The organism is Paenibacillus chitinolyticus NBRC 15660 (assembly GCF_000739915.1).
Classification (GTDB): Bacteria; Bacillota; Bacilli; order Paenibacillales; family NBRC-103111; genus Paenibacillus_F; species Paenibacillus_F chitinolyticus.
The window spans coordinates 308,260-328,773 of the sequence record NZ_BBJT01000006.1 but is presented as its reverse complement, the minus strand read 5'-3'; the positions used below and the strand labels follow the sequence as shown (position 1 = coordinate 328,773).

Sequence of the window (20,514 nt, the reverse complement as noted above, 5' to 3'; positions counted from 1 at the left end):
GATAAAGGCAGGAGGATATTCAATTGAAAAAAAGAAATAAACAAATTTTCGCGCTTGTGATGGTATTGACCATCCTTTTAACGTGCGCCCAAGGGATGCTCGTTCCTCATGCCTATGCCAAAAGCGACGAAGCTAAAGCTAAAAAGGACAAGATTCAGAAATACCTGGATAAAGGCTTTAACTCCCAGGAGGTTGAGCAGGCTTTAAGCAAAAACATCAAGGAAGCGGATTTGGAAGAAGCGTTAACCAAAAGTAAGCCCGTAAATAAATCCAAAGAGGCTTCAAGCACCATCATTAATGAAGTCAAAGAGAAACCGGCTCCTTCTTTTCGAATGAAGGCGGCGGCAGCCGGTCCGGAACCGGTGCCCGATATTGTTGTCGTGAATACCAAACCGGATGAAGCTCCGTACAGTGTCAACCTGGAGCACGAAACGATCTCGACACTTTCCGGCAGTCTCTCCGTTCGGGAAATGGATATGGTATTGCGCGGGCGGAACGGACTTAACTTTTCCCTGACACGCAGTTACGACAGCAGTTCGGCTCAATTTAACCAGATGGCTTCTTATCGAAGTACCGGTGAGAATGGGACCATTCCCTATGAAGAGAAAATGTTTCCGATCGGCAAGGGGTGGTCATGGGACATTTCTTCGGTGGAAAGGCACGAGGATACAAAGTATTTGCACCTTGCAGGCGGGGGAGTTTATAAGATTACGAGCAGCGGTCTGGAAGGATATCCTTGGAAAGATCTGACCATTACCGAGGAAAGCGGCAATCTTGAAAACAGATACGTCTTGAAATCAACTAATGGAACCAAACAGTATTTCAACTATGATGGAAAATTAGTTAAAATTGAGGACGACTATAAGAATGCGATCTATTTCAGGTACAGCGATGATCCGGTTTACAAAAACGTATTAACTTCGATCTCTAGTGACGTAGGCAATGCCATTACGATCAGCTACAGTCCGACAGCTGTCGTCCTGACCAACGGCAGCCAGACCGTAACCTACAACAAGTCGCTTCAAAGTTACATCGAAGTCTTAACTTCTGTAATCGACCCTATTGGCAGAACTACGGTTTACGATTATGCCTTAAAATCGGCCAAATCTTATGCAACTAATATATCTGTAGTTGAAGCGGAAAATCCGTATTCCCTGCTTACCGGGGTTATGCACCCGACAGGTGCAAAAAGTGTATACAAGTATGAAGATAACCAAGTGATCCGGAACTTTAATTACGGGTATAACGGATTTTACCGCATCAAGTCCAGAGAAGATCAAGTTACGCTGCAAGACGGTTCGATACAGACCTATAACCGCAAAGATATTACGTATGACGGAGATATGGGCAGCTCGTATGATAAGGATATGGAGTTTGCCGTAACCGTAGATAACAAGTTGAACCAGACCACATTTAGAACGAAAAAGGATTTTATAGAAAGGGAGAAGCCTTCCTATTACTACAACACCAACATAACGGAAATAACGTCTGTGGACGGTAAGACTCACCGTACTTCCACGGACCATGTCTATGATGAGAAAAGACATTTGCCGTCGCCCGATAAAACGACCGTTACGAAATCCGTTGACGGTGCGGCTCCGATCATTTTCACTCATTCTAAGGTGTATGACGATTACGGAAATATAACTTCATCAACAGATCCGGCGGGTGTTACGACAACCTTCGGATACAATGATAACCATCTGCTCACCAGTATTCTGGAGCCTAGGAGCTCCAGTCAGAGCAAGTATACGCTGTACACATGGAACAAGCATACCGTTATCTTGAAACAAATGTTTGAAGGCAGCGCAGCGGGCGCCAAACTTTCCGAAACCGCATATGAGAATACGGATGCGTACGGTAACGTCACTCAGATACGCAATAAGAACAGTGCCGGCGAAACCGTTATGAAGCTGGAATATTCATCCGACTATCAGGGAGCTTTTCCGACCAAAACGACCATGGCGGTAACGAATGCGGACGGGAACAAGTCCTCCATTGTCAATCAATACGAATATGATGCCATTAGAGGGCTTCTGACTAGGCAGACTGACGGCAACCAAGGCGTAACCACCTACCAGTACGATGCGCTGGGCCGTGTGATCAAAGCCGTTCAGCCTGACAACAGCTCGGTTAGTATCCAGTATCTTGACCTGCAGAATCAAATCCGGCAAAAAGACGAAACCGGCGTGGAAACCGTCACCACCTGGAACCCCCTTGGCTGGAAAACGGAAGAAGGCATCATGCAGGGCACGTACAAAGCCAAAGCCAAATACGGCTACGATACGTACGGCCGCCAAACTTGGATCGAAGACGCCGTAGGGAACCGTACGCAGATCGGCTATGACGCCTGGAACCGGCAGAACCAGATCACCTATGCGGATCAGGCCGTCTCCAGAATCGCGACGGACGACTATAATCTGACCCAGACGACAACCGACCCGGAAGGCAACATATTCAGGCAGACGGCTGACAAGCTCGGCAGAATCGTCAAGAAAGAGCAGGTTGCTCCAACCGCCAAGGTGCTCGGAACGTATCAGTACAATTTTGCCGGGAACGTCGTTGCCAGCACGGATGCGAACGGCGGCACCACCGAATTCCGCTACGACCCTCTGGGGCAGCTGACCGGCGTAATCAATGCCAAGAAGGAAGAGACGAAATACACCTACGACCAGTTGGGACGAATGATCCGCATCACGTATCCCGACAACAACACGACGCAGAAGAAATATGATGAGCTGGGCCGTCTCATTCAGACTACCGATGCCAACGGTAAAGTGGAGAAGCTCTACTATGACGGCAACAACAACCAGATCCGGGCGACCGACCGGAACGGCACAGAGCTCAGCTACGTGTACGATGCGCGCAATTTCCTGGTCGAGAAGAAAGCGCCGGACGAAACGATCCGCTACGCGTACGACCTTGCCGGACGGCGCACCCGGATGACAGATAACACGGGCACGACGCAGTACACGTACCAGCCGTCCACGGGGCAACTGTCCAAGGTTGTCTACCCGGACGGCAAAACGCTCGCGTACGATTACAACGCGCTGGGCCTGCGAAGCTCCCTGAACGATCCGTCCGGCCAAAATACCTACTACCAGTACGACTCGCGCAACCGTCTGTCGAGCGTGTCTTCTTCCCTCGCGGACGAGGAAGCGGCCTACAGCTATTACCGCAACGATCTTATCAAGCAGACCAGGCAGCGCAATGGAATTACGACCGCGTATACCTACAACGGGCTGCAGCTGCAAACGCTGACGCATAAGCAGGCGGACGGAACCGCGCTCAACACCTATGCCTACGAGTACGACGCCAACGAGAACGAAACCGCCAAAACCGAGAACGGCCAAACCTATCAATTCGGCTACGACCCGCTCAACCGGATCACTTCATCCAGCCAATACCGGGAAAGCTACGCGTATGATGCCCGCGGCAACCGGACTTCGTTCCAAACCAACCATGAAGTGAACAGCCCGGACGCCGACTACGTCTATGATAAAAAAGACCGGCTCTCCGCCGTAAAAATGAAAGATGGCAGCACCGTTTCGTACAAATATAACGGAGACGGACTGCTGTACGAGCGCACAGACAAAGACGGAACCGAGCGTTATTATTACGATGGAGACCAGGTCATCGCCGAAGGCGACGGCAGCGGCAGCCTCAAAGCTCGCTATGTGCGGGGAAGAGAGCTCGTAGCCCGGGAGAGCGGCGGGAGCAAAGCCTACTACCTCCACAACGGACACGGAGATGTCGTCGAGCTCCGCAGCGAAACCGGCACCCGGTTGAATCAGTACGCCTATGACATCTGGGGCAACCCGACCGTAAGCGAGGAAAACATCTCCAACCCGTTCCGCTATTCCGGGGAATACTGGGATTCCGCAACCAAGCTCCAGTACCTCCGCGCCCGCTGGTACGATCCGAGCATGGGACGGTTTATTAACGAGGATACGTATGAAGGACAGTTGGATAATCCGCTGAGCTTGAATTTGTATACGTATGTGATGAATAATCCTCTGAAGTATAGAGATCCGAGTGGGCATATTCAACAGGCTACGGATAATTATGAAGGTATCAACGGAATCGGATATCTTGGCGAAGTAGTTACAAATCCTGTAACAGACGCGATGGCCAATGGAGTTTTAGGTGGAATGAAAGCTGCCGGAGAAATCCTTGACTTCTTGGTGATAAGTGATATTACCACTGTGACCGATCCGAACTCATCAAAATTTGATAAAGCTTTGGCGGCGGCTAGTTTTATCCCAATTGGCAAAATAGTCAAGGGCGGCAAAATTTTTATTACCCTGAAAAATGGGGAGAGAAAGATTGAAAGAGCAGTTGCTTATTCGGAAGCAAACTGGTCCAAAGCATCTAAAATTCCTTGTAACTGTTTTACGGCAGGAACTAAGGTTCTTACAGACGAAGGGGAGAAGAATATCGAAGACATTGAAGTCGGAGATATGGTTCTCTCGAAGAATGAAGAGACTGGAGAGCAGGCTTACAAGGAAGTCACGCATCTGTATCGAAATGATAAGGAGATCATCTATGAACTAACTATAGGTGACCAAGCCATAGAGACAACTGACAATCATCCATTCTGGGTTGAAGGTAAGGCTTGGGTGCTAGCCGCTGATTTGCAGGTGGGAGATAAGCTACAGCAGAGTAACGGAAATAACTTAACGATTGACAACATCAAGATAGTAAAACATGATGAAAAGGTTAAGGTTTACAATTTTACCGTTGCGGATTTCCACACGTACTTTGTAAGTGACTTGGGTATTTGGGTTCATAACATCAATTGTACCTATACTCTAAGTGCAGATAACATTCAACATCTCGGTAAACATACTAAAAGTGAATTTTCTAATCAAGTTCCATATCTAAATGATAAACAATTACAGAGTAAACTAAATGGGAATACTTTCTTTAACCCTAATTGGTCAATGGACGATATAAAGATAGCTACTCAAAATGGTATTAATGAAGCAATAGATAAAGGATTTACAAGTGGACATTATCAGTACAAATATAATAATGAAACTATAACTATCTTCTTTAAGAACGGAAAATATGATACAGCCTACGGAAGTCATGTGTTGACTCCGGCTGATTTCGGGAGGTAGGTTAAGAAATTGTTTGATATTAATTACCGAATTATCATTGATGTTAACCGTTGGAGAAATTATGATTTAGAGCAAATTGATAAGGAAGGAGGAATAGAAGGTTTTTTTCAATTAATCTTTAATACAGAGGAATACGGGTACTATCATAGCAAGGAACTTGCTCCTGATGAACAAGGTTTCGATATTATATCTACTTGGTTTGACAACCTATTGGAAGTATGTTTGATATTAGAGACTTCTAAGTATGTAGCGCTCAAAGATATTGAAACGTACAACACTTGGATTGAGTTTATCCCTAAAGAAGACCAAATATCGATTAGTTTAATGAAATCAGAAAGTTTTACTAGTGAGTTTATCATCTTACAACCTTTGAATAACTCAACTTATTCTGAGTGGAAGTATGTCTTAATACCTAAGGAAGAATTCAGAAATATAGTGATCCAGAGAACAAGGAACTTTATTGATGAACTTTCTAGGATTAATAAACACTTTCCTCAGAGTCAAAGAATAGTGAGTTTATATGAATTGCTCTCCAAAATCAAATAACGATATTTAGCAAATCCTGAGGGAAGTTTCTATTTCCCTTGGGATTTGTTTTTCCCCCATCCAGTGCCGAATGAATCGGGCGGCAGTCAAGCGTACGTTGGAGGTAAAGACTTATCTTATAAAGTGATGGAGTTTTAGACATTTTATATAAGAGTGAACTTTTAGAGAATGTGGCTCTGATTGAAATTAACCCCCTTTGTCCTCGCTAGGCGGGAGCAGAACCCCGTCTTTTTGTTTTGCTTGGAACGCTTTATAAATTAGGATACGTATGAAGGACAGTTGGATAATCCGCTGAGTTTGAATTTGTATACGTATGTGGAAAATAATCCGCTGAAGTATATAGATCCAAGTGGGCATTTTAAACTTTTTAATTTTGACTTCAATATGTCCAATGAAAGAATGCAAAGCCTCATTGTTGAAGCTAGGATGGACAATGGTAATGCAAGATATTGGGCGTTAAGAAGTAGTTTAGGAACAATGTACAAAGATATAATAAGAGATCAAAATAATAACCAATTTCAATTTTTATTCGATGTGGCATCTATGCAAAGTCCATACAAAGAATTGAATAACCTTGATAATGCCGTGTGGGCCGGCGAGGAGTTATTAGGAATATGGGACGCTTACAAAAGAAACATTACCGTTGAGGTTATAGCATCTTTCGCTACTAGAGGAATGGCACGAAACTTAAAGTTTATGTGTAATTGCTTTAGTGCTGGTACCAAAGTGATTACAGACGAAGGGGAGAAGAATATCGAAGACATTGAAGTCGGAGATAAGGTTCTTTCCAAGAATGAAGAGACTGGAGAGCAGGATTACAAGGAAGTTACGGCTCTTCATCGTAACGAGAAAGATACAACATATAAGTTATCGGTTGGTAATCAAATTATTGAGACAACTGACAATCATCCATTCTGGGTTGAGGGCAAGGGATAGGTACTTGCTGTTGATTTGAAGGTGGGCGATAAGTTAGTACAAAGTAACGGAAATCATCTAAAAATTGACAACATTGAAATCGTACATCACTATGAGAAAGTAAAGGTCTACAACTTCACTGTTGATGATTTCCATACGTATTTTGTAAGTGATTTGGGGATTTGGGTTCATAATATTAATTTGTTTTGTGGTTCTGCTTCCGACTTAGCAGATTTAGCAAAGAACTCCAAGAAGATTGATGGGTTACAAGGTGTGAAAGTTTCAGCCGATTTAATACATGATTCTGCTATTGATTTCGTTGGTAAAGGAGCTAAAGTGCAAAAAATTGATGGCGGTATGTGGTACGTCAGCAAAGATGGTCTAAGAAGGGTAAGAACAGGACAAAAAAGTAAGGGAGCCTATGAAGCAAATTTTGAGACCTTTTCTAATAAAGGATTTAATGAAAAAGATAAAATTGGTAATTTTCATGTGGAAATTGAATGATAGCTTTCGAAAGGGGTAAGCAGGAAATGGTTGTGCCAGTACTAAAAGCAACACATACATTTTTTGAGCCTGAAACTGAGGATGATTTTTGTATAGCTGTAGTGGCTGACATTGGAGTTTTAAATTCAGATGGTGCAGACCAATTCTATTTTAGTGTGATTTCACCCAAAGCAATAATTAAGGAATTGGAAGATGTTAAAGTTCTAAATGGTAGAGGCTATTTAATAGTTCAAAAATTTAATCTAGACATAGTTAGAAAGGAAATTAATAAAATTTTGGAAGATTGTATCCGTCCCACATGGGATGAAGTGGCAAAGGCTATTAACCGCCATTTGAATTGGGAGTATGATAATATCCAGTACGAGACACTTGAAGAAGCAATGGCAAGATTAAATAAGGATAACTGATACCTAAGACCTTGAGGGGAAAGCCTTCAAGGTCTTTTCTTTTCCCCCACCCAGTGCCGAATGAATCGAGGGGCAATCTCAAATAGAACTTTACTCTCATCAGACCCATATGATATTTCTTCAAATGCAAATGTACGTATTCGTTCAAGTGTTGACGATTATACCCTAGCTATACAAGTTACTACCTAAATTTCCTAAAATAAATAGAGTCAGTAGATGACCGCCATGAGCGGTCTTTTTAAGTTGAATCAGATTTGCAACTTATCAATAACATAGCGTGGGAGCAGAACCCCGTCTTTTGTTTTGCTTAGAGCGCTTTTATAAATTAGGATATGTATGATGGTCAGTTGGATAATCCGCTCACGCATGGTTGATCGAATGGGGATGCCAGAGACGGGACGAATGCAAGGTTTAATATCGAGAATGCTAGAAACGATAATTTATACTGGCTTTAATAAACGATATTACACGTGCTGGAGGAACTATAAAAGTCCGAAATACAAACGGGACTTACAAAAATTATTAATGATGCGGAAAGGTGGAAAACATGTGAAGGAGATATCTCTTACCCTATTTACCTACCAAGTCTTCAATAAACAGAATATAGCGAAAAGTGTATTTGATTCTTTAAGTGAGAATGGATTTTTATTTACTAAGATGGGAGTGACAGAACCTCTCAAAGTTAGATATTCACGAGAAGAAGCCATTTCTTTGTGGTGCTCGGAGACAGAAGGATGCTATGACATAGAATTAGAAAAAATGGTGGGGAAGGCCGGAAACTTTATGGCTAAAGGCCCAAAATCATTGTTTATGGGGAGCCAATGGTGGCATTGCCCGAATAAGAAAAAGCTAAATTATATATACCTCACCTTCTCGGTTGATGTATTGGATTCAAAAAAACAAGAGGTCCTATATTTGTTTAAAGAGTTTATTGTACTTTTTGAGGCCTTATATGGAGAAATAACACATTCTGATGCTTTAAAAAGACAGCATGTCACAGGTACTCCGGATTTGAGATTGCCTGGCGTGTTTTGGTGCAATTATTATTCAAACGAGTATCTAGCATTAATGAATTGCAGAGAACAAGTGGAATCATTTGAGTGGTGGAAGAAAGAGGACATGGAAGAAAGAGGACATGGAAGAAGGAACGATGACCTTCCTAAGCGAAGACCCTGGAGAGTTGGTAGAGCCTAATTCTCTAGAAGAGAATGCCAGACAGCATTTTGGCGAAGAGATGTTTCTTGCCAAAGAAAGAAGCTAAATAGGCATGAAAGAAAATGAGGCAGCAATTGGTTTCAATTGTTGCCTTTCTTTTTATTAGGAGGAAGCAAAAATGTTACTACATTACAATAAGAAAGAGGTGATACTAGAATATCATGATTATTAACGGTGTTAGCGTTGGTCCTTATGAACTTGGATGGGGACTTCAAGAGCTTAAGGAAAAAATAAGCATTAGTGGTTTTGTTGAGGAGGAGTTAGACAATCACTATACCATAACAACAAATACCCTTAAATTTTGGGTAGAGAAGGAACAAGGGGAAATAACCCAAATAACTGTGTTTGGTGAATACGAAGGGAAATTCCTGGGGGGACGAGTTATTAGCACCAATAGAGTTTATTTCAATTTATTGTTCGTAACTATTGTTGACCTTGAGGGACTACCTTCAAGGTCTATTCTTTACCCCACCCAGTGCCGAATAAACCGAGCGGTGAGTGGGTTACATTATTGGAGCCAGGTAAAGGAATGGATCTAAACATTATCTTTAAATAACTAGTATTGTATGGGAGGTTGGTATATGTCTCTAAAAGAAATCAAACACACTATACAAAATAACCGTTTAGATGATATTTATTTAGTAGGATTCATAGATTCAGAAGAAGATGGACTTGCTGAGTTCGTTGCTAGTATGAACTATCTTTTTCTCGAATTTGGAGATAATTAAAATTGAATCAATTGAACAGTATTCGAAAATTTCACTTGCTGTGGTGGATGATATTCAAATAATGGTTGATCTCGATGATGTTGTTCCTGCAAAATCAAGAATAAGTAATGTTATATTTAATAATCCTTTGCTAGATAATAAAGTGTCTGAAATCGTGTTATTTAACATGAAGAAAAACACAGAGGGCTTAGTATGCGATGCTCTAAAATTAGTATTACTGAATAAGCAAGAGATATTTTTTGACCCTTCGTTTTTGGGTATAAATGTTGGCGGTTCAGAAGTTGAAGAATTATGGAGGGATAACCAAAAAGAATACTACGAGTCAGTATCAACTATAATATAATTTTAAAGTTTCATCATGTTTGAGATTTAACCACCTTACGTTTTGCTATAAGTAAGGTGGTCTTTTTTTACCCCCATCAAGAGTGCGAACGGAAATTCAGAAGGTAATGCACAATGGGCTACAGGTCAGTTGTTAGATTACTATGATGCATCACTAACAGGGGATGGGATTAATACAATGGCAGTTCTTTCAGGTGGAAGGGCTAAGCGGCCAGGCAATGCCTTACGTAATATTAAAGGATTAGATGATGTATTGAATGTACCTAGTAAATTAAAAGGGAATAAGCCCGAGGAACTTTATAAATATTTAATGGATAATGGGTATAATCCAAATTATCCTCAGGTAAGATTGGAGCAATAAGATATGATATGGATGAGAATCTGATTGATTAAATCTTGAGGTGAGTTATGAAGCTAATTGAAAAAATTGAGCGGATATTTAGAGATTTGAAATTTGAGAAGGAATTAATCAACGATACATTTGTTTTTGTATGTAATGGGAAGTATAGGAAAGTTACTTTTATCAAAAAATTAGAATCATTTGTGATTGAGTATGCAGATAGTTATGATGAAGCTGAAAAAAATTTATATGAAGACGGAGATTTATACCCAATATCTCTAGGTGAGAATGAACTAATTAATAGAATGAGAAATGAATTAGTTGATTCGCTATAGTCTTTACTAAATAAGGAGTTGGGGTAGATGGGGTACAAGGAACTTCGGAATAACATAGAACGATTTGACAATAGTTCTTTGATAAAATATACCCAAAGTTAAACAGTACTCTTAGAAAAGAATAAATAAAAGAAAATAACCTGACTAGAAAAACGGGAGTAGAACCTCGTCTTTTGTTTTGCTTAGAGCGCTTTTATAAATTAGGATACGTATGAAGGGCAGCTGGATAATCCGCTGAGTTTGAATTTGTATACGTATGTGATGAATAATCCTCTTACGCATGTAGATCCGAGTGGGCATATTCAACAGGCCACGGATAATTACAAAGGTGTCAACGGAATCGGATACCTTGGCGAGGTAGTCACAAATCCCGTAACAGACGCGATGGCAAATGGAGTTTTAGGCGGTATGAAAGCTGCCGGAGAAATACTTGACTTCTTGGTGGTAAGTGATATTACCACTTTGACTGATCCGAACTCATCAAAATTTGACAGCGGCGAGTTTTATCCCAATTGGCAAAATAGTCAAGGGCGGCAAGATTTGGATTACCATGAAGAGTGGGGATAAAACGATTGAACTGGAACAGAAGCACGTCACGGTTTACAATATGACGGTCGATGAGTTCCACGCCTACTTCGTCAGTGAGTTGGAATTTGGGTGCATAATACTTGACCTTGTAACTGGGGTAATAACAGCACATTACAGGACCATTATGATCGGCATGGTAGAGGTGTTGGGCGACAAATGCGAATGATTATGCACAGAAGGCTAACAATTTTTTATAATAATAGAAGTCAATATCAAGTTAAAACAGATACAGATGGTACTATTTAGAGTGTATAACCCGGCAACTAATGCATTGGGCTCATATAACGCTGCTGGGACTGCGAAAACATACTTTAAACCGATTGGTGGACAGGCTTACTGGAATAGGCAACCAGGAAATTGATGGGAGGATTTTATGGAACATATTTGTTTAGTGTGCAATTATCAGGACTTGTATGAAGCACCTTATGACCATAGAGGTGTACCATCTGACGAAATATGTCCTTGCTGCGGATTTCAATACGGTTTCGATGATGATGGTTTTTGCAATAATGAGGATTCCTATCGAAAATGGAGAGATAATTGGATAGGAAACGGTTGTATTTGGTTTTCAGAAGGTAGGACATCCCCTGAAAATTGGAATCCTGCTGCACAATTAAGCAAGAGAATATAGGCAAAAATCCAAGGCCTTGGGGCGGAAATCCTCAAGGTCTTCTTTTACCCCCACCCAGTGCCGAATGATTATTCACGGATTGCTTTCAGGACAACCGCACAATTTATATAGCATTTTTGATTAACTTAAAAAACTTTTATCGGCCAGTGGAGTATCTTAACAGGGAGGATTTAAAAGAGAATGATCTAAATGGAATTAAATTATGTAACCTTTCCCTGAATGGTTTTAAACGGTCGGGGTTTCTTTTTGTAGAGCAAAGGCGAAGAGAATGCGACGCCATTGTAAATGGTAGAATTGTTGAAGTTAAGAATCAGGCTTATATCTACAAAAGCGGACAATTCAGAGATTATTTAGACAGTGGAATGCCCATTGATTTGATTATTTCTCCGAGAGCTAACATATCCAAACCGTTAAAAGATGCTATTTATGAAAAAGGTGAATCAATCAAAATCAGGTATATAGCTGAAAAGAGATATTGAATAAAATTCGAAGGGGAATAACCATGAAAACAGTTTTTTTGTTACAACATAGTTATGAAATAAACCAAATTGAATATACAAAAACAATTGGTATCTATTCTACAAGAGATAAAGCACAAGATGTAATCAATAAATATAAAGAATTGCCTGGTTTCAAAGAATACCCGGAAGATTTTTATATTGATGAATACCATGTGGACAAAAATGAGTGGCAGGAAGGCTTCTTGAGTTCTAGCGCATTTGAAGATTGATTATTGCTATAAGTATAAGTTATGCAAGGAGAGTTTATATTCCCACCAAGGACAACAACGGAGGTTGTGGTCCTTGATGTCTATTGTAACTTTACGGTGGGTGAATTTGACGCTGTAACGGGCGGGTGAACAGGAGACCCTATAAAAAGCAGAAGATGGGGAGGCTTACATGTCACACGGTACTAGATTTATCGAAGAACATTCTCAAAAGTTTGAAATCTTTACTAAGTTAGCGTTCCAGATAGGTAGTATACTATTAAAAATGAGATGGGTTTAAATAACCCGTCTTTATGTCTCTATAATCGAAAATGGGATAAAAGTGGGAAGAAATAAAAAGATTGCTCTCGTATTAGTAAGCTTTGTCGCTTTTGTTCTATTTAGCTTGGTTTATTATGTCAGCGAAGGTTCACCAATACAAAGGTACAAATTCAAAAAAGAACTAGACAGTTATATTCAGGAAAAATTTTCACAAAACATCATGACCGAAAATATTAAGTATAGTTTTAAAAATGATATTTACTGGATTCTTGCACATCCTGAGAACAACAAAGAGCTTTCGTTTGAAATATCCCAGTCATGGAATGATCGAGGTTTATGGGATGATTTTTTAACGGCATCCTGGAGGTTCGAAGTTAATCAAGAACTGGAATCGTTTGTAAAGAGTGTGTATGCCCAGAAGGGTACAGCTAGAATTAACTTGGGAAATGCTAGATCAGCAGTAGATAAGTACTCTACAATTCCATATGGAGGGGTACCGAGTTACCAAGACATTAAACAAGAACTTAAAGATTCCATTATTTATATACATATAGATCGCGCATTTAAAAAAGAGAGCACAGAAGATGAATATGATAAAGTTTATAAAGTTATCCAATTTATTAAAGCTAAAGGGTACAAGTTTGAACAAATTTCGTTCAGTTATAAAGGGGAGCAAAAGGATTCGCCGACTGGAAAAACTTTCGAATTTAACTCGCTTGATAATGTGAACAGTCAGGACGATATCGTTAAATTTGAGCTCCTCTCCAGAGAAAACTAATCGATGCTGAATGACTTACTATTACCTTATGATTCTAGTCAAAGTTAACATTTCATAAAAAATAAGGAGGAGAGAGTGAACGAACATGTTTATTATATTCATGAAATAATAAATGAATGGAATCCCATTGAATTTAAAGAAAGGAAAGCGAGGATTTTTCAACATTCGGCTTACCAATCGGTATAATAGCTAAAGCGTTATATTGCGCTGAGGTTTCTGAGCATCCCCGTATGAAATATAATCATTTCGCAGGTTATTTGTGATGCCTCGAAATAGACCAAGCAACCCAATGACGTATAAAGAGTTGATAAATCATTGAGGTAAATAGTATCAAAGTAGTGTTAAGAGATGAAGAGAACAACTTAGAGGAGAAATTGGATTTGGTCATACCGCAGCTTAAAAGAATTCTAATAAGTAGTGAACCGCAATCTGATGATGACTTTGTTGTTCCTGCCATTGCAGATATTGGTCCTAGAGATGTAGACGGAGTCGATTATTTCTATTTCAGAATAATGACCCCGAAGAGAATGCTCTCTATTCTAAATGAAGATAAAATTATGGATGGAAGGGCAACATTTATTGTAAAAGAATTTAACTTGGCATTAGTGGAGAAGGAAATCAATAAAATTTTGGAAGATTGCATCCGTTCAACATGGGATGAGGTGGCAAAGGCTATTAATCGTTATTTGAATTGGGAGTATGACAACATTCAGTATGAGACTCTGGAAGAAGCAATGGATAGATTAAATAAGATTAAATGATATCTCAAACCTTGATTTTATGACCACGTTTACAGTAGTTCTGAAGCCAGTGGGTATTCTGCTTACCGTTGTTTGAGCGAAGCATAAAATTAAAAGATACGGTATAAAAATAGACTGTCGAGACTTTCGCAACAGTCTAAGCGCTCTTCCTAATGGGAAGAGCGCTTGCATGTGTATTATTCGTAGTTTTGAATGGTGCCGGCTACCGGAAAATTCAATCCGCTGGTAATGTGTAGCTTGAACTGGCAGTTGGACGGCATTGGCACAAGTTCATCAACTGAACCGCCGCTAGCCGGGATATAGGAAGCAGGGCCATATGTGGTACTTCCTGAACAAACTTTCTCATAGAAGCCATAGCCACCGCCGGATGAATTAAACTTCATTCTACCCATTTGACCTTGACCGGTAATATACGAGGATTTGGCATCATTTCCTCCGCTCTTAGCGTAAGCGGTACTTTCTTGGTTGGCTGCATATGCAGTGGTTGCAGTCATAGTTAAGATCACTGCTGCAAGTCCGTAGACGCGAAATGCTTTTCTCATAAAAAAACCTCCTGTAAGATATTATTGGAATGAACTTAAGTTTACAATTTCTCACATGTTGCCAAGGTTGATGAAAAATAGTGGTTACAGAGGCTGTTACTATTTACTTCTAACCACTTCCTCTCATTCCTATATTTGGTTTGTTTTACAGTTTGATTATACATTTACATTTTTTATATTTCTACGATTGCTAGGTGATTTGTTATCTGTTTACCAGAAATAGTAATGAAATTACTATGTTTTGTTAATGAATGTTTTATTTATAGCGAATTAGAAACGAAAGGTATTCAATTATCAGATTGGTTAGAGCAATTAAACAAAGATTTTTTATGAATTTTTCTTTTGCGAAATCAAACAAATCATAGGAGTGTAGACAATTGGAGATTTTGAGATGGTTACAAGAGTGGTTCACATCACATTGTAATGGAGATTGGGAACATGAAAGTGGCATTCGAATAACTACCATTGATAATCCCGGATGGCATGTTTCCATAAATCTAAGGGAGACAGAATTGGCGAGCAGGCAAGTAGATGTGGTTCAGATTGAACGAACGGATGACGATTGGGTTCACTGTAAAATAGAAGATGGTTGTTTTTCGGGTGCCGGAGGACCAGGAAATCTTGAGGAGATCTTAAGGACTTTTTATCACTGGGCAACTAATGATTAAGTTTCACAACGGAACAGGAGGGATTATTTGTCTGCCGATCTGGTTCCATATAAAGATTTGAATGTTGAAATAGAGATAGAAAAGTGTGAGGAGTATTCTGGGTTTCTGGTTTCTTTTAGAGAGAGTGAAGTGCTTCCGGATTACTCAGAAGAGTCATTAGAGACAGCTACCGAAACCATTGTAAAACTTGTTGCAGAAATTTACCCTACATTGCAATTTGATTATGCGTTTTGTGACCTTGAAGCACAGATCGAGTTCTCTCCACGAGAATTCAAACCGGAAAGATACTCGTTATCTTTTTGGCCGGACTTATCGAATGGTGAATTGAAGGTAACAAAAAGTAGCTGGCATATTAACGGATTAACGGAAAGACAGGAGTAATTATCAGGCGAGAGGTGCTCAATGACAAAGAAACCGTACAAAGAAATAGGCTCTTTAAGCATTCATTCTGTTTTTGAAGAACAATCTGGAATTATAAAAGTATCAATGAACGAGATGGGTTATGTAGAGGTTAGTATTTCTGAGAGCTATGAGCATGGAATGACTGCTGAGATAGATTTAACTTTCGAAGAGTATGAGAGAGTTTTAAAAGCAGTAGATAAGGCAAATGACATCCTTTTAAGCGATATTTTTCATCAAGAAAGGTATGGAGTCGATTTTATAAAAGTAAGCGGGCAGTCATTAAAAAGACAGGGATTTATATTAGTCAATGTTTTTGAACATTCGATTATTCTCGTAGTATCTCTAACGCGCGGCGCAGATGCGGATATTATGATCGGTAAAGAAGAGATTTCACTGTTAGTATCTTTATTTAAAAAAGTTGAAATGATCCTTGATATCAAACAGTTTGATGAAAAAGCTTAGTTGAGTTGGAATTCTCTTGGCTGAAAGGAAGGGCTGGGTTTTGAAACTTGTTGGAAGTAAAACGGAATTAGATATAAGGGAAGAACTTATTAACTCCAAAAAATCCTTATTTAAGGGAAAGAGCAACAATAAATTATTTGACGTGTTACAAGTGAACTTTCCTAAACTGAAAACTGCCTATACGATTAGTTGGATACCTGAGCAAGGGGAAGACCTCTATAAAATTCTTATTGATGATTCGATAATTGTAGATATTGAGATTAATAGGGTAAACCGCGAAGCAATACCTATAGTAAAAACTATATCTATTTCTGAATATAGCAAAGGGTTGAGTAAAATAAGCAAAATCAGATTAGCGGTCGCTATGGATCTGGCACAAAAAGATTTAAAAGATCCTACGTAAAAGAAAAGAAATTGAGGAGGATGTTTATTGGAATATGCGAAAACGGTAAAAGCAATTAATCATTTATTTACCTATAAAATTTTTGATAAACAAATTTATCACAAAGTACAAAGCCTGTTTTCAAATTTATCAGTTAGAGATGCCGCTGGAATTTTCGGCGATTTATCAAATGAGGCTATTTTCGGTCTCTACCTTGTACTGGATGAGCTGAAAACGACAAATGAAGCTAAGGAACATATTATCTACAAATATTACGGTCTAAAAATTAAAGAGCAAGCCAACGAGTCGGTAGAAGGCAGCTTAGTGGAACAAATTCTTGAAGATTACAAGAAAACATCGTTTTTGGCACTTGAGAGCCTAATTGTGAAAATGTTAAAAGAGGATCGAATAAGCGAGAACCAGTTCGAAAAATTAAAGAGAAGTTTTGATAGTAAAATTATTGAGAAAGAGATTTATTCTAACAGGATAAGATCAAAAATCAAAGGCAAATTTCCGCTATCAGAAAGTGAACTATTAAAATTGTTCGAATATGAGAATTACAAACTTATTGAGGATGCCCTTGCCCAAGAATTGATAGAGTGCAGCGCATTACCGCTATTTAGACTTCCAAATAAAGGGGATAAAAATAAGAAAATAAAGACGGTTTTATTTAATAAAGCAACTAAACTCATCAAGATGAAGCCATAACTATTTTGGTTACGACATTTGTCCGGTTACACTTACACAAGCTCGGGATAATTTTTTGGAATTTGGAGCAATGAGCGTATCTGCCTTGCCGTTCTTCGATAGAGATAGGCTGGAAATGTACAGCAAATAAGTGGTGTCATCAAAAAATTCAAGGAGGAGAACTGTGACCGCGAATTTTTACAAAATCCAAGAGATCATTAATGAATGGAATCCCATTGAAATTGAGCCCTTACTGGATGATGAGTATTCTTTTGAAGTGGAATATATTGTTGAATTTATAAGCGAACAAAAAACGGGCCTGACCCTTCTTGCATTAAGGGAAACAATAAACGAAGTATTCAACCAAGAATTTGAACGTTTTTATACACAAAGCGAACAAACACTTGATATCGCGAAAAAGATTATGCATGTTTGTTTGTAGGCCGGTTGAGCGTGTATCTTCTAGATCCGGCAGGTTCTACAGCCTCAATTGGCAGCTCTCTTTTAAAAATATTCCTTCTCAACTAAAAAATTTTTTTCTCAAATTCAACCCGCGGTCAATTGACAACTCGCAAAACCGATAGTATTATGAAATTGTAAAAATAACATAATAATTACATATTTACCAATGAAATCGCAGCCAAGATTAACTAACGATCTGAAAATGGCTGTTTTTTTGTGCCATTCCATGCGTGCATCCGGTTTAACTAACATAGAGATTTGAGATAATGAGTTTTTTGAAAGGGGAGTGTTTTGAAAGCGTTATCACAACGGGGTTGAAAAGCCTTGCAGTAAAAAAATGATGGGAGATGAATGATGAATGAAAAAGAGTTTATCCGTAATTGTGCTGAGTACGATAATGGCGTTGTCCGCAATTCCGGTAGGCGCAGCCTCCGGCAATTCCGCGTCGGGTTCGCCGGCTGATTTGGCCGCTCCGCGTTTTATCGGGGAGAAGTGGATTGCTCCGCAGAATGCTTCTCTGGAAGCGAAGGTATGGGGTTATCTGAACGCCAAGAAGGGGCTCCTCAATTTGGCGGGCGATGCGGAGCAGAGCATCCGGATCACGGATCAGGCGACGGATGCCGAGACAGGAACCCAGCACGTGCGTCTGAAGCAGTACATCCAGGGAATTCCGGTGTTCGGCACGGATCAGACGCTTCATTTTGACAAACAGGGCAACGTCTCGGCGTATCTGGGCAGTACGGTTGCCGACAGCGGCCAGCAGTCTCTCACTGCAATCTCGCCGAAGATCAGCGCAGAGAAGGCGATCGCGATCGCGAACAAAGATATGGAGAAGCGGATCGGCAAACTGGGCGCTCAGGAGCGGGAGCAGCAGGCAGAGTTGAACTTCTATCCGGTCAACGGGCAGAACGTGCTCGTATACATCACGGAAGTGAATGTGCTTGAGCCTTCCCCGCAGCGCGAGACGTATTTTATCGATGCGGCAACGGGCAAAATCGTGAACCAGTACGGCATGCTGGACCATGCGACCGGTACGGGCGTCGGCGTGCTAGGTGATACGAAAACGTTTACAACAACGCAAAGCGGCACCCAATACGTGATGCAGGATACGACGCGGGGCGGCGGTATCATTACTTATTCGGCGGGCAACACCCAATCGCTTCCGGGAACGCTGATGAGGGACGCGGACAACGTGTGGACGGACCCGGCGGCAGTTGATGCGCATGCTTATGCGGCAGTCGTTTATGATTACTTCAAAAATACTTTTAACCGCGACAGCCTGGATGGCAGAGGAATGGCGATCAAGTCGACAGTGCATTACGGAAGCCGCTATAACAACGCCTTCTGGAACGGAACGCAAATCGCGTACGGTGACGGCGACGGCTCGACATTCCGCGCGTTCTCCGGCGATCTCGACGTCATCGGCCATGAGTTGACGCATGGAATTACCGAGAAAACGGCGGGACTCATTTATCAAGGAGAGTCCGGTGCGCTTAACGAGTCGATTTCGGACGTATTCGGCAACACCATCCAAGGAACGAATTGGCTGATCGGCGATGACATCTATACGCCGTCCATCCCAGGCGATGCGCTGCGTTCGATGGAGAATCCGACGCTGTTCAATCAGCCGGACCATTACAGCAACATTTACCGGGGGTCCGACGATAACGGCGGGGTGCATAAAAACAGCGGCATTCCCAACAAAGCGTTCTACCTGCTTGCCCAGGGCGGCACGCACCGCGGCGTTAGCGTAACCGGAATCGGCCGCGGCGATGCTGCCAAGATTGTCTATAAAGCCCTTACTTACTACTTGACGAGCACATCCAATTTTGCGGCCATGCGTCAAGCGGCGATCAGTTCGGCCACCGATCTTTTCGGTGCCAACTCAGCCCAGGTTAACTCGGTAAAAGCGGCCTATGCCGCTGTCGGCATCGGAAGTCCTCCGCCGGCTCAAGATACCCAAGCGCCGACGGCACCGGGAAATCTGGTCTCGACAGGCAAAACTTCGAGCAGCGTAACCTTGTCGTGGAGCGCATCGACGGATAATGTGGGCGTGACCGGTTATGACGTGTACAGAGGCTCCGTACTGGCGGCATCCGTCTCCGGCACAAGCGCGACCGTCAGCGGTCTGAGCCCGAGCACGGCTTACACCTTCACGGTGAAAGCGAAGGACGCGGCCGGCAACGTATCTCCGGCGAGCAGCCCGGTGACGGTGACAACCAGCTCGTCGACCGACCCGACGGATACGCTGCCGCCTACGGCTCCGGGCAACCTGGTGTCGACAGCCAAAACGTCCAGCAGTGTATCCCTGTCGTGGAGCGCATCGACGGATAATGTGGGCGTAGCCGGCTATGACGTGTACAACGGCTCGACGCTTGCTACTACAGTAACAGGCACGAGCGCGACCGTCAGCGGACTGCAGGGCGGAACGTCCTACACCTTCACTGTCAAAGCGAGAGACGCTGCAGGCAACGTATCTCCAGCGAGCAACGCGGTGACCGTTACGACGGATACAGGCTCCGGCGCTGCTGCTTGGGCTGCGTATACCACTTACCAAGTCAACGATCTCGTCACCTATCAAGGGAAGACTTACAGAGCTCTCCAGGGTCACACGGCTATGCCAGGCTGGGAACCGGCTAACGTTCCGGCTTTGTGGGCAGTCGTTAGTTAAGATATAAAGTTAAAAGGCGGCCTGTTCCCGGTGTTAA

The 20,514-nt window shown here is 41.5% G+C and carries 22 protein-coding genes and 1 pseudogene; 22 read left to right on the top strand and 1 reads right to left on the bottom strand.

The window, feature by feature from the left end; genetic code table 11:
* Positions 1-23 precede the first annotated feature (23 nt).
* From PCH01S_RS16970 to PCH01S_RS16900, 15 genes and pseudogenes are all read left to right on the top strand, one after another.
* On the top strand, positions 24-5,123 hold the full coding sequence (locus PCH01S_RS16970) for a polymorphic toxin-type HINT domain-containing protein (RefSeq protein ID WP_053228739.1): 5,100 nt from the start codon (positions 24-26) through the stop codon (positions 5,121-5,123).
* Between the two features lie 9 nt (positions 5,124-5,132).
* A complete protein-coding gene (locus PCH01S_RS16965; RefSeq protein WP_042231085.1) occupies positions 5,133-5,669 on the top strand; it encodes a hypothetical protein in 537 nt (178 codons plus the stop codon).
* Between the two features lie 384 nt (positions 5,670-6,053).
* Positions 6,054-7,088: pseudogene (locus PCH01S_RS31415) on the top strand (polymorphic toxin-type HINT domain-containing protein).
* 26 nt (positions 7,089-7,114) lie between these two features.
* A complete protein-coding gene (locus tag PCH01S_RS16950; RefSeq protein ID WP_042231202.1) occupies positions 7,115-7,495 on the top strand; it encodes an Imm8 family immunity protein in 381 nt (126 codons plus the stop codon).
* 549 nt (positions 7,496-8,044) lie between these two features.
* Positions 8,045-8,689, top strand: a complete 645-nt coding sequence (locus tag PCH01S_RS16945; protein ID WP_129112462.1) for a hypothetical protein — start codon at positions 8,045-8,047, stop codon at positions 8,687-8,689.
* A gap of 182 nt (positions 8,690-8,871) precedes the next feature.
* The gene (locus PCH01S_RS16940; protein WP_042231081.1) at positions 8,872-9,249 is read left to right on the top strand and encodes a hypothetical protein; all 378 of its coding nucleotides are present in this window, start codon (positions 8,872-8,874) and stop codon (positions 9,247-9,249) included.
* 42 nt (positions 9,250-9,291) lie between these two features.
* A complete protein-coding gene (locus PCH01S_RS30510; RefSeq protein ID WP_156972829.1) occupies positions 9,292-9,438 on the top strand; it encodes a hypothetical protein in 147 nt (48 codons plus the stop codon).
* 61 nt (positions 9,439-9,499) lie between these two features.
* Positions 9,500-9,781 (top strand): hypothetical protein, encoded by a 282-nt coding sequence (locus PCH01S_RS16935; RefSeq protein ID WP_042231080.1) that lies wholly within the window; start codon positions 9,500-9,502, stop codon positions 9,779-9,781.
* Positions 9,782-9,958: 177 nt separating this feature from the next.
* A complete protein-coding gene (locus PCH01S_RS30505; RefSeq protein ID WP_129112463.1) occupies positions 9,959-10,141 on the top strand; it encodes a hypothetical protein in 183 nt (60 codons plus the stop codon).
* 47 nt (positions 10,142-10,188) lie between these two features.
* Complete coding sequence (locus tag PCH01S_RS16930; RefSeq protein ID WP_042231079.1) at positions 10,189-10,455, top strand: hypothetical protein; 267 nt, start codon at positions 10,189-10,191, stop codon at positions 10,453-10,455.
* 240 nt (positions 10,456-10,695) lie between these two features.
* On the top strand, positions 10,696-11,022 hold the full coding sequence (locus PCH01S_RS16925) for an RHS repeat-associated core domain-containing protein (RefSeq protein WP_042231078.1): 327 nt from the start codon (positions 10,696-10,698) through the stop codon (positions 11,020-11,022).
* Between the two features lie 798 nt (positions 11,023-11,820).
* Positions 11,821-12,153, top strand: a complete 333-nt coding sequence (locus PCH01S_RS31750) for a putative toxin (RefSeq protein WP_407670216.1) — start codon at positions 11,821-11,823, stop codon at positions 12,151-12,153.
* Between the two features lie 23 nt (positions 12,154-12,176).
* Entirely contained in the window at positions 12,177-12,404 is a 228-nt protein-coding gene (locus PCH01S_RS16910; protein ID WP_042231075.1) for a DUF7336 domain-containing protein, read from the top strand.
* A 319-nt stretch (positions 12,405-12,723) separates the two neighbouring features.
* On the top strand, positions 12,724-13,440 hold the full coding sequence (locus PCH01S_RS16905; RefSeq protein ID WP_042231073.1) for a hypothetical protein: 717 nt from the start codon (positions 12,724-12,726) through the stop codon (positions 13,438-13,440).
* A gap of 380 nt (positions 13,441-13,820) precedes the next feature.
* A complete protein-coding gene (locus PCH01S_RS16900) occupies positions 13,821-14,201 on the top strand; it encodes an Imm8 family immunity protein (protein ID WP_042231072.1) in 381 nt (126 codons plus the stop codon).
* Positions 14,202-14,377: 176 nt separating this feature from the next.
* Here PCH01S_RS16900 and PCH01S_RS16895 read toward each other — a convergent pair whose 3' ends face one another.
* Complete coding sequence (locus PCH01S_RS16895; RefSeq protein WP_042231071.1) at positions 14,378-14,743, bottom strand: hypothetical protein; 366 nt, start codon at positions 14,741-14,743, stop codon at positions 14,378-14,380.
* 377 nt (positions 14,744-15,120) lie between these two features.
* On the opposite strand from PCH01S_RS16895, the gene PCH01S_RS29860 reads away from it, so the two are divergent.
* The 7 genes from PCH01S_RS29860 to PCH01S_RS16865 all read left to right on the top strand — a co-directional run bounded on the left by PCH01S_RS29860 (position 15,121) and on the right by PCH01S_RS16865 (position 20,477).
* Positions 15,121-15,411, top strand: coding sequence for an immunity 53 family protein (locus tag PCH01S_RS29860; protein ID WP_084706627.1), 291 nt, complete (start codon positions 15,121-15,123; stop codon positions 15,409-15,411).
* A gap of 27 nt (positions 15,412-15,438) precedes the next feature.
* Positions 15,439-15,792, top strand: coding sequence for an Imm64 family immunity protein (locus PCH01S_RS16890; protein ID WP_241688829.1), 354 nt, complete (start codon positions 15,439-15,441; stop codon positions 15,790-15,792).
* A 21-nt stretch (positions 15,793-15,813) separates the two neighbouring features.
* Entirely contained in the window at positions 15,814-16,275 is a 462-nt protein-coding gene (locus tag PCH01S_RS16885; protein ID WP_042231070.1) for a hypothetical protein, read from the top strand.
* A 40-nt stretch (positions 16,276-16,315) separates the two neighbouring features.
* The gene (locus PCH01S_RS16880; RefSeq protein WP_042231069.1) at positions 16,316-16,678 is read left to right on the top strand and encodes a hypothetical protein; all 363 of its coding nucleotides are present in this window, start codon (positions 16,316-16,318) and stop codon (positions 16,676-16,678) included.
* Between the two features lie 27 nt (positions 16,679-16,705).
* On the top strand, positions 16,706-17,365 hold the full coding sequence (locus tag PCH01S_RS16875; protein WP_042231068.1) for a hypothetical protein: 660 nt from the start codon (positions 16,706-16,708) through the stop codon (positions 17,363-17,365).
* A gap of 163 nt (positions 17,366-17,528) precedes the next feature.
* A complete protein-coding gene (locus PCH01S_RS16870) occupies positions 17,529-17,786 on the top strand; it encodes a hypothetical protein (RefSeq protein WP_042231067.1) in 258 nt (85 codons plus the stop codon).
* 378 nt (positions 17,787-18,164) lie between these two features.
* Entirely contained in the window at positions 18,165-20,477 is a 2,313-nt protein-coding gene (locus PCH01S_RS16865; RefSeq protein WP_042231066.1) for a M4 family metallopeptidase, read from the top strand.
* The last annotated feature ends 37 nt before the right edge of the window (positions 20,478-20,514 follow it).

Excerpts from the sequence above, each read along its gene's own strand:
- PCH01S_RS16930 (WP_042231079.1), top strand. The coding sequence starts at position 10,189 with ATGAAGCTAATTGAAAAAATTGAGCGGATATTTAGAGATTTGAAATTT.
- PCH01S_RS16895 (WP_042231071.1), bottom strand. The coding sequence starts at position 14,743 with ATGAGAAAAGCATTTCGCGTCTACGGACTTGCAGCAGTGATCTTAACT.
- PCH01S_RS16935 (WP_042231080.1), top strand. The coding sequence starts at position 9,500 with ATGGTTGATCTCGATGATGTTGTTCCTGCAAAATCAAGAATAAGTAAT.
- PCH01S_RS16950 (WP_042231202.1), top strand. The coding sequence starts at position 7,115 with ATGGTTGTGCCAGTACTAAAAGCAACACATACATTTTTTGAGCCTGAA.
- PCH01S_RS16865 (WP_042231066.1), top strand. The coding sequence starts at position 18,165 with ATGAAAAAGAGTTTATCCGTAATTGTGCTGAGTACGATAATGGCGTTG.
- PCH01S_RS30510 (WP_156972829.1), top strand. The coding sequence starts at position 9,292 with ATGTCTCTAAAAGAAATCAAACACACTATACAAAATAACCGTTTAGAT.
- PCH01S_RS30505 (WP_129112463.1), top strand. The coding sequence starts at position 9,959 with ATGGCAGTTCTTTCAGGTGGAAGGGCTAAGCGGCCAGGCAATGCCTTA.
- PCH01S_RS16910 (WP_042231075.1), top strand. The coding sequence starts at position 12,177 with ATGAAAACAGTTTTTTTGTTACAACATAGTTATGAAATAAACCAAATT.
- PCH01S_RS16940 (WP_042231081.1), top strand. The coding sequence starts at position 8,872 with ATGATTATTAACGGTGTTAGCGTTGGTCCTTATGAACTTGGATGGGGA.
- PCH01S_RS16885 (WP_042231070.1), top strand. The coding sequence starts at position 15,814 with ATGACAAAGAAACCGTACAAAGAAATAGGCTCTTTAAGCATTCATTCT.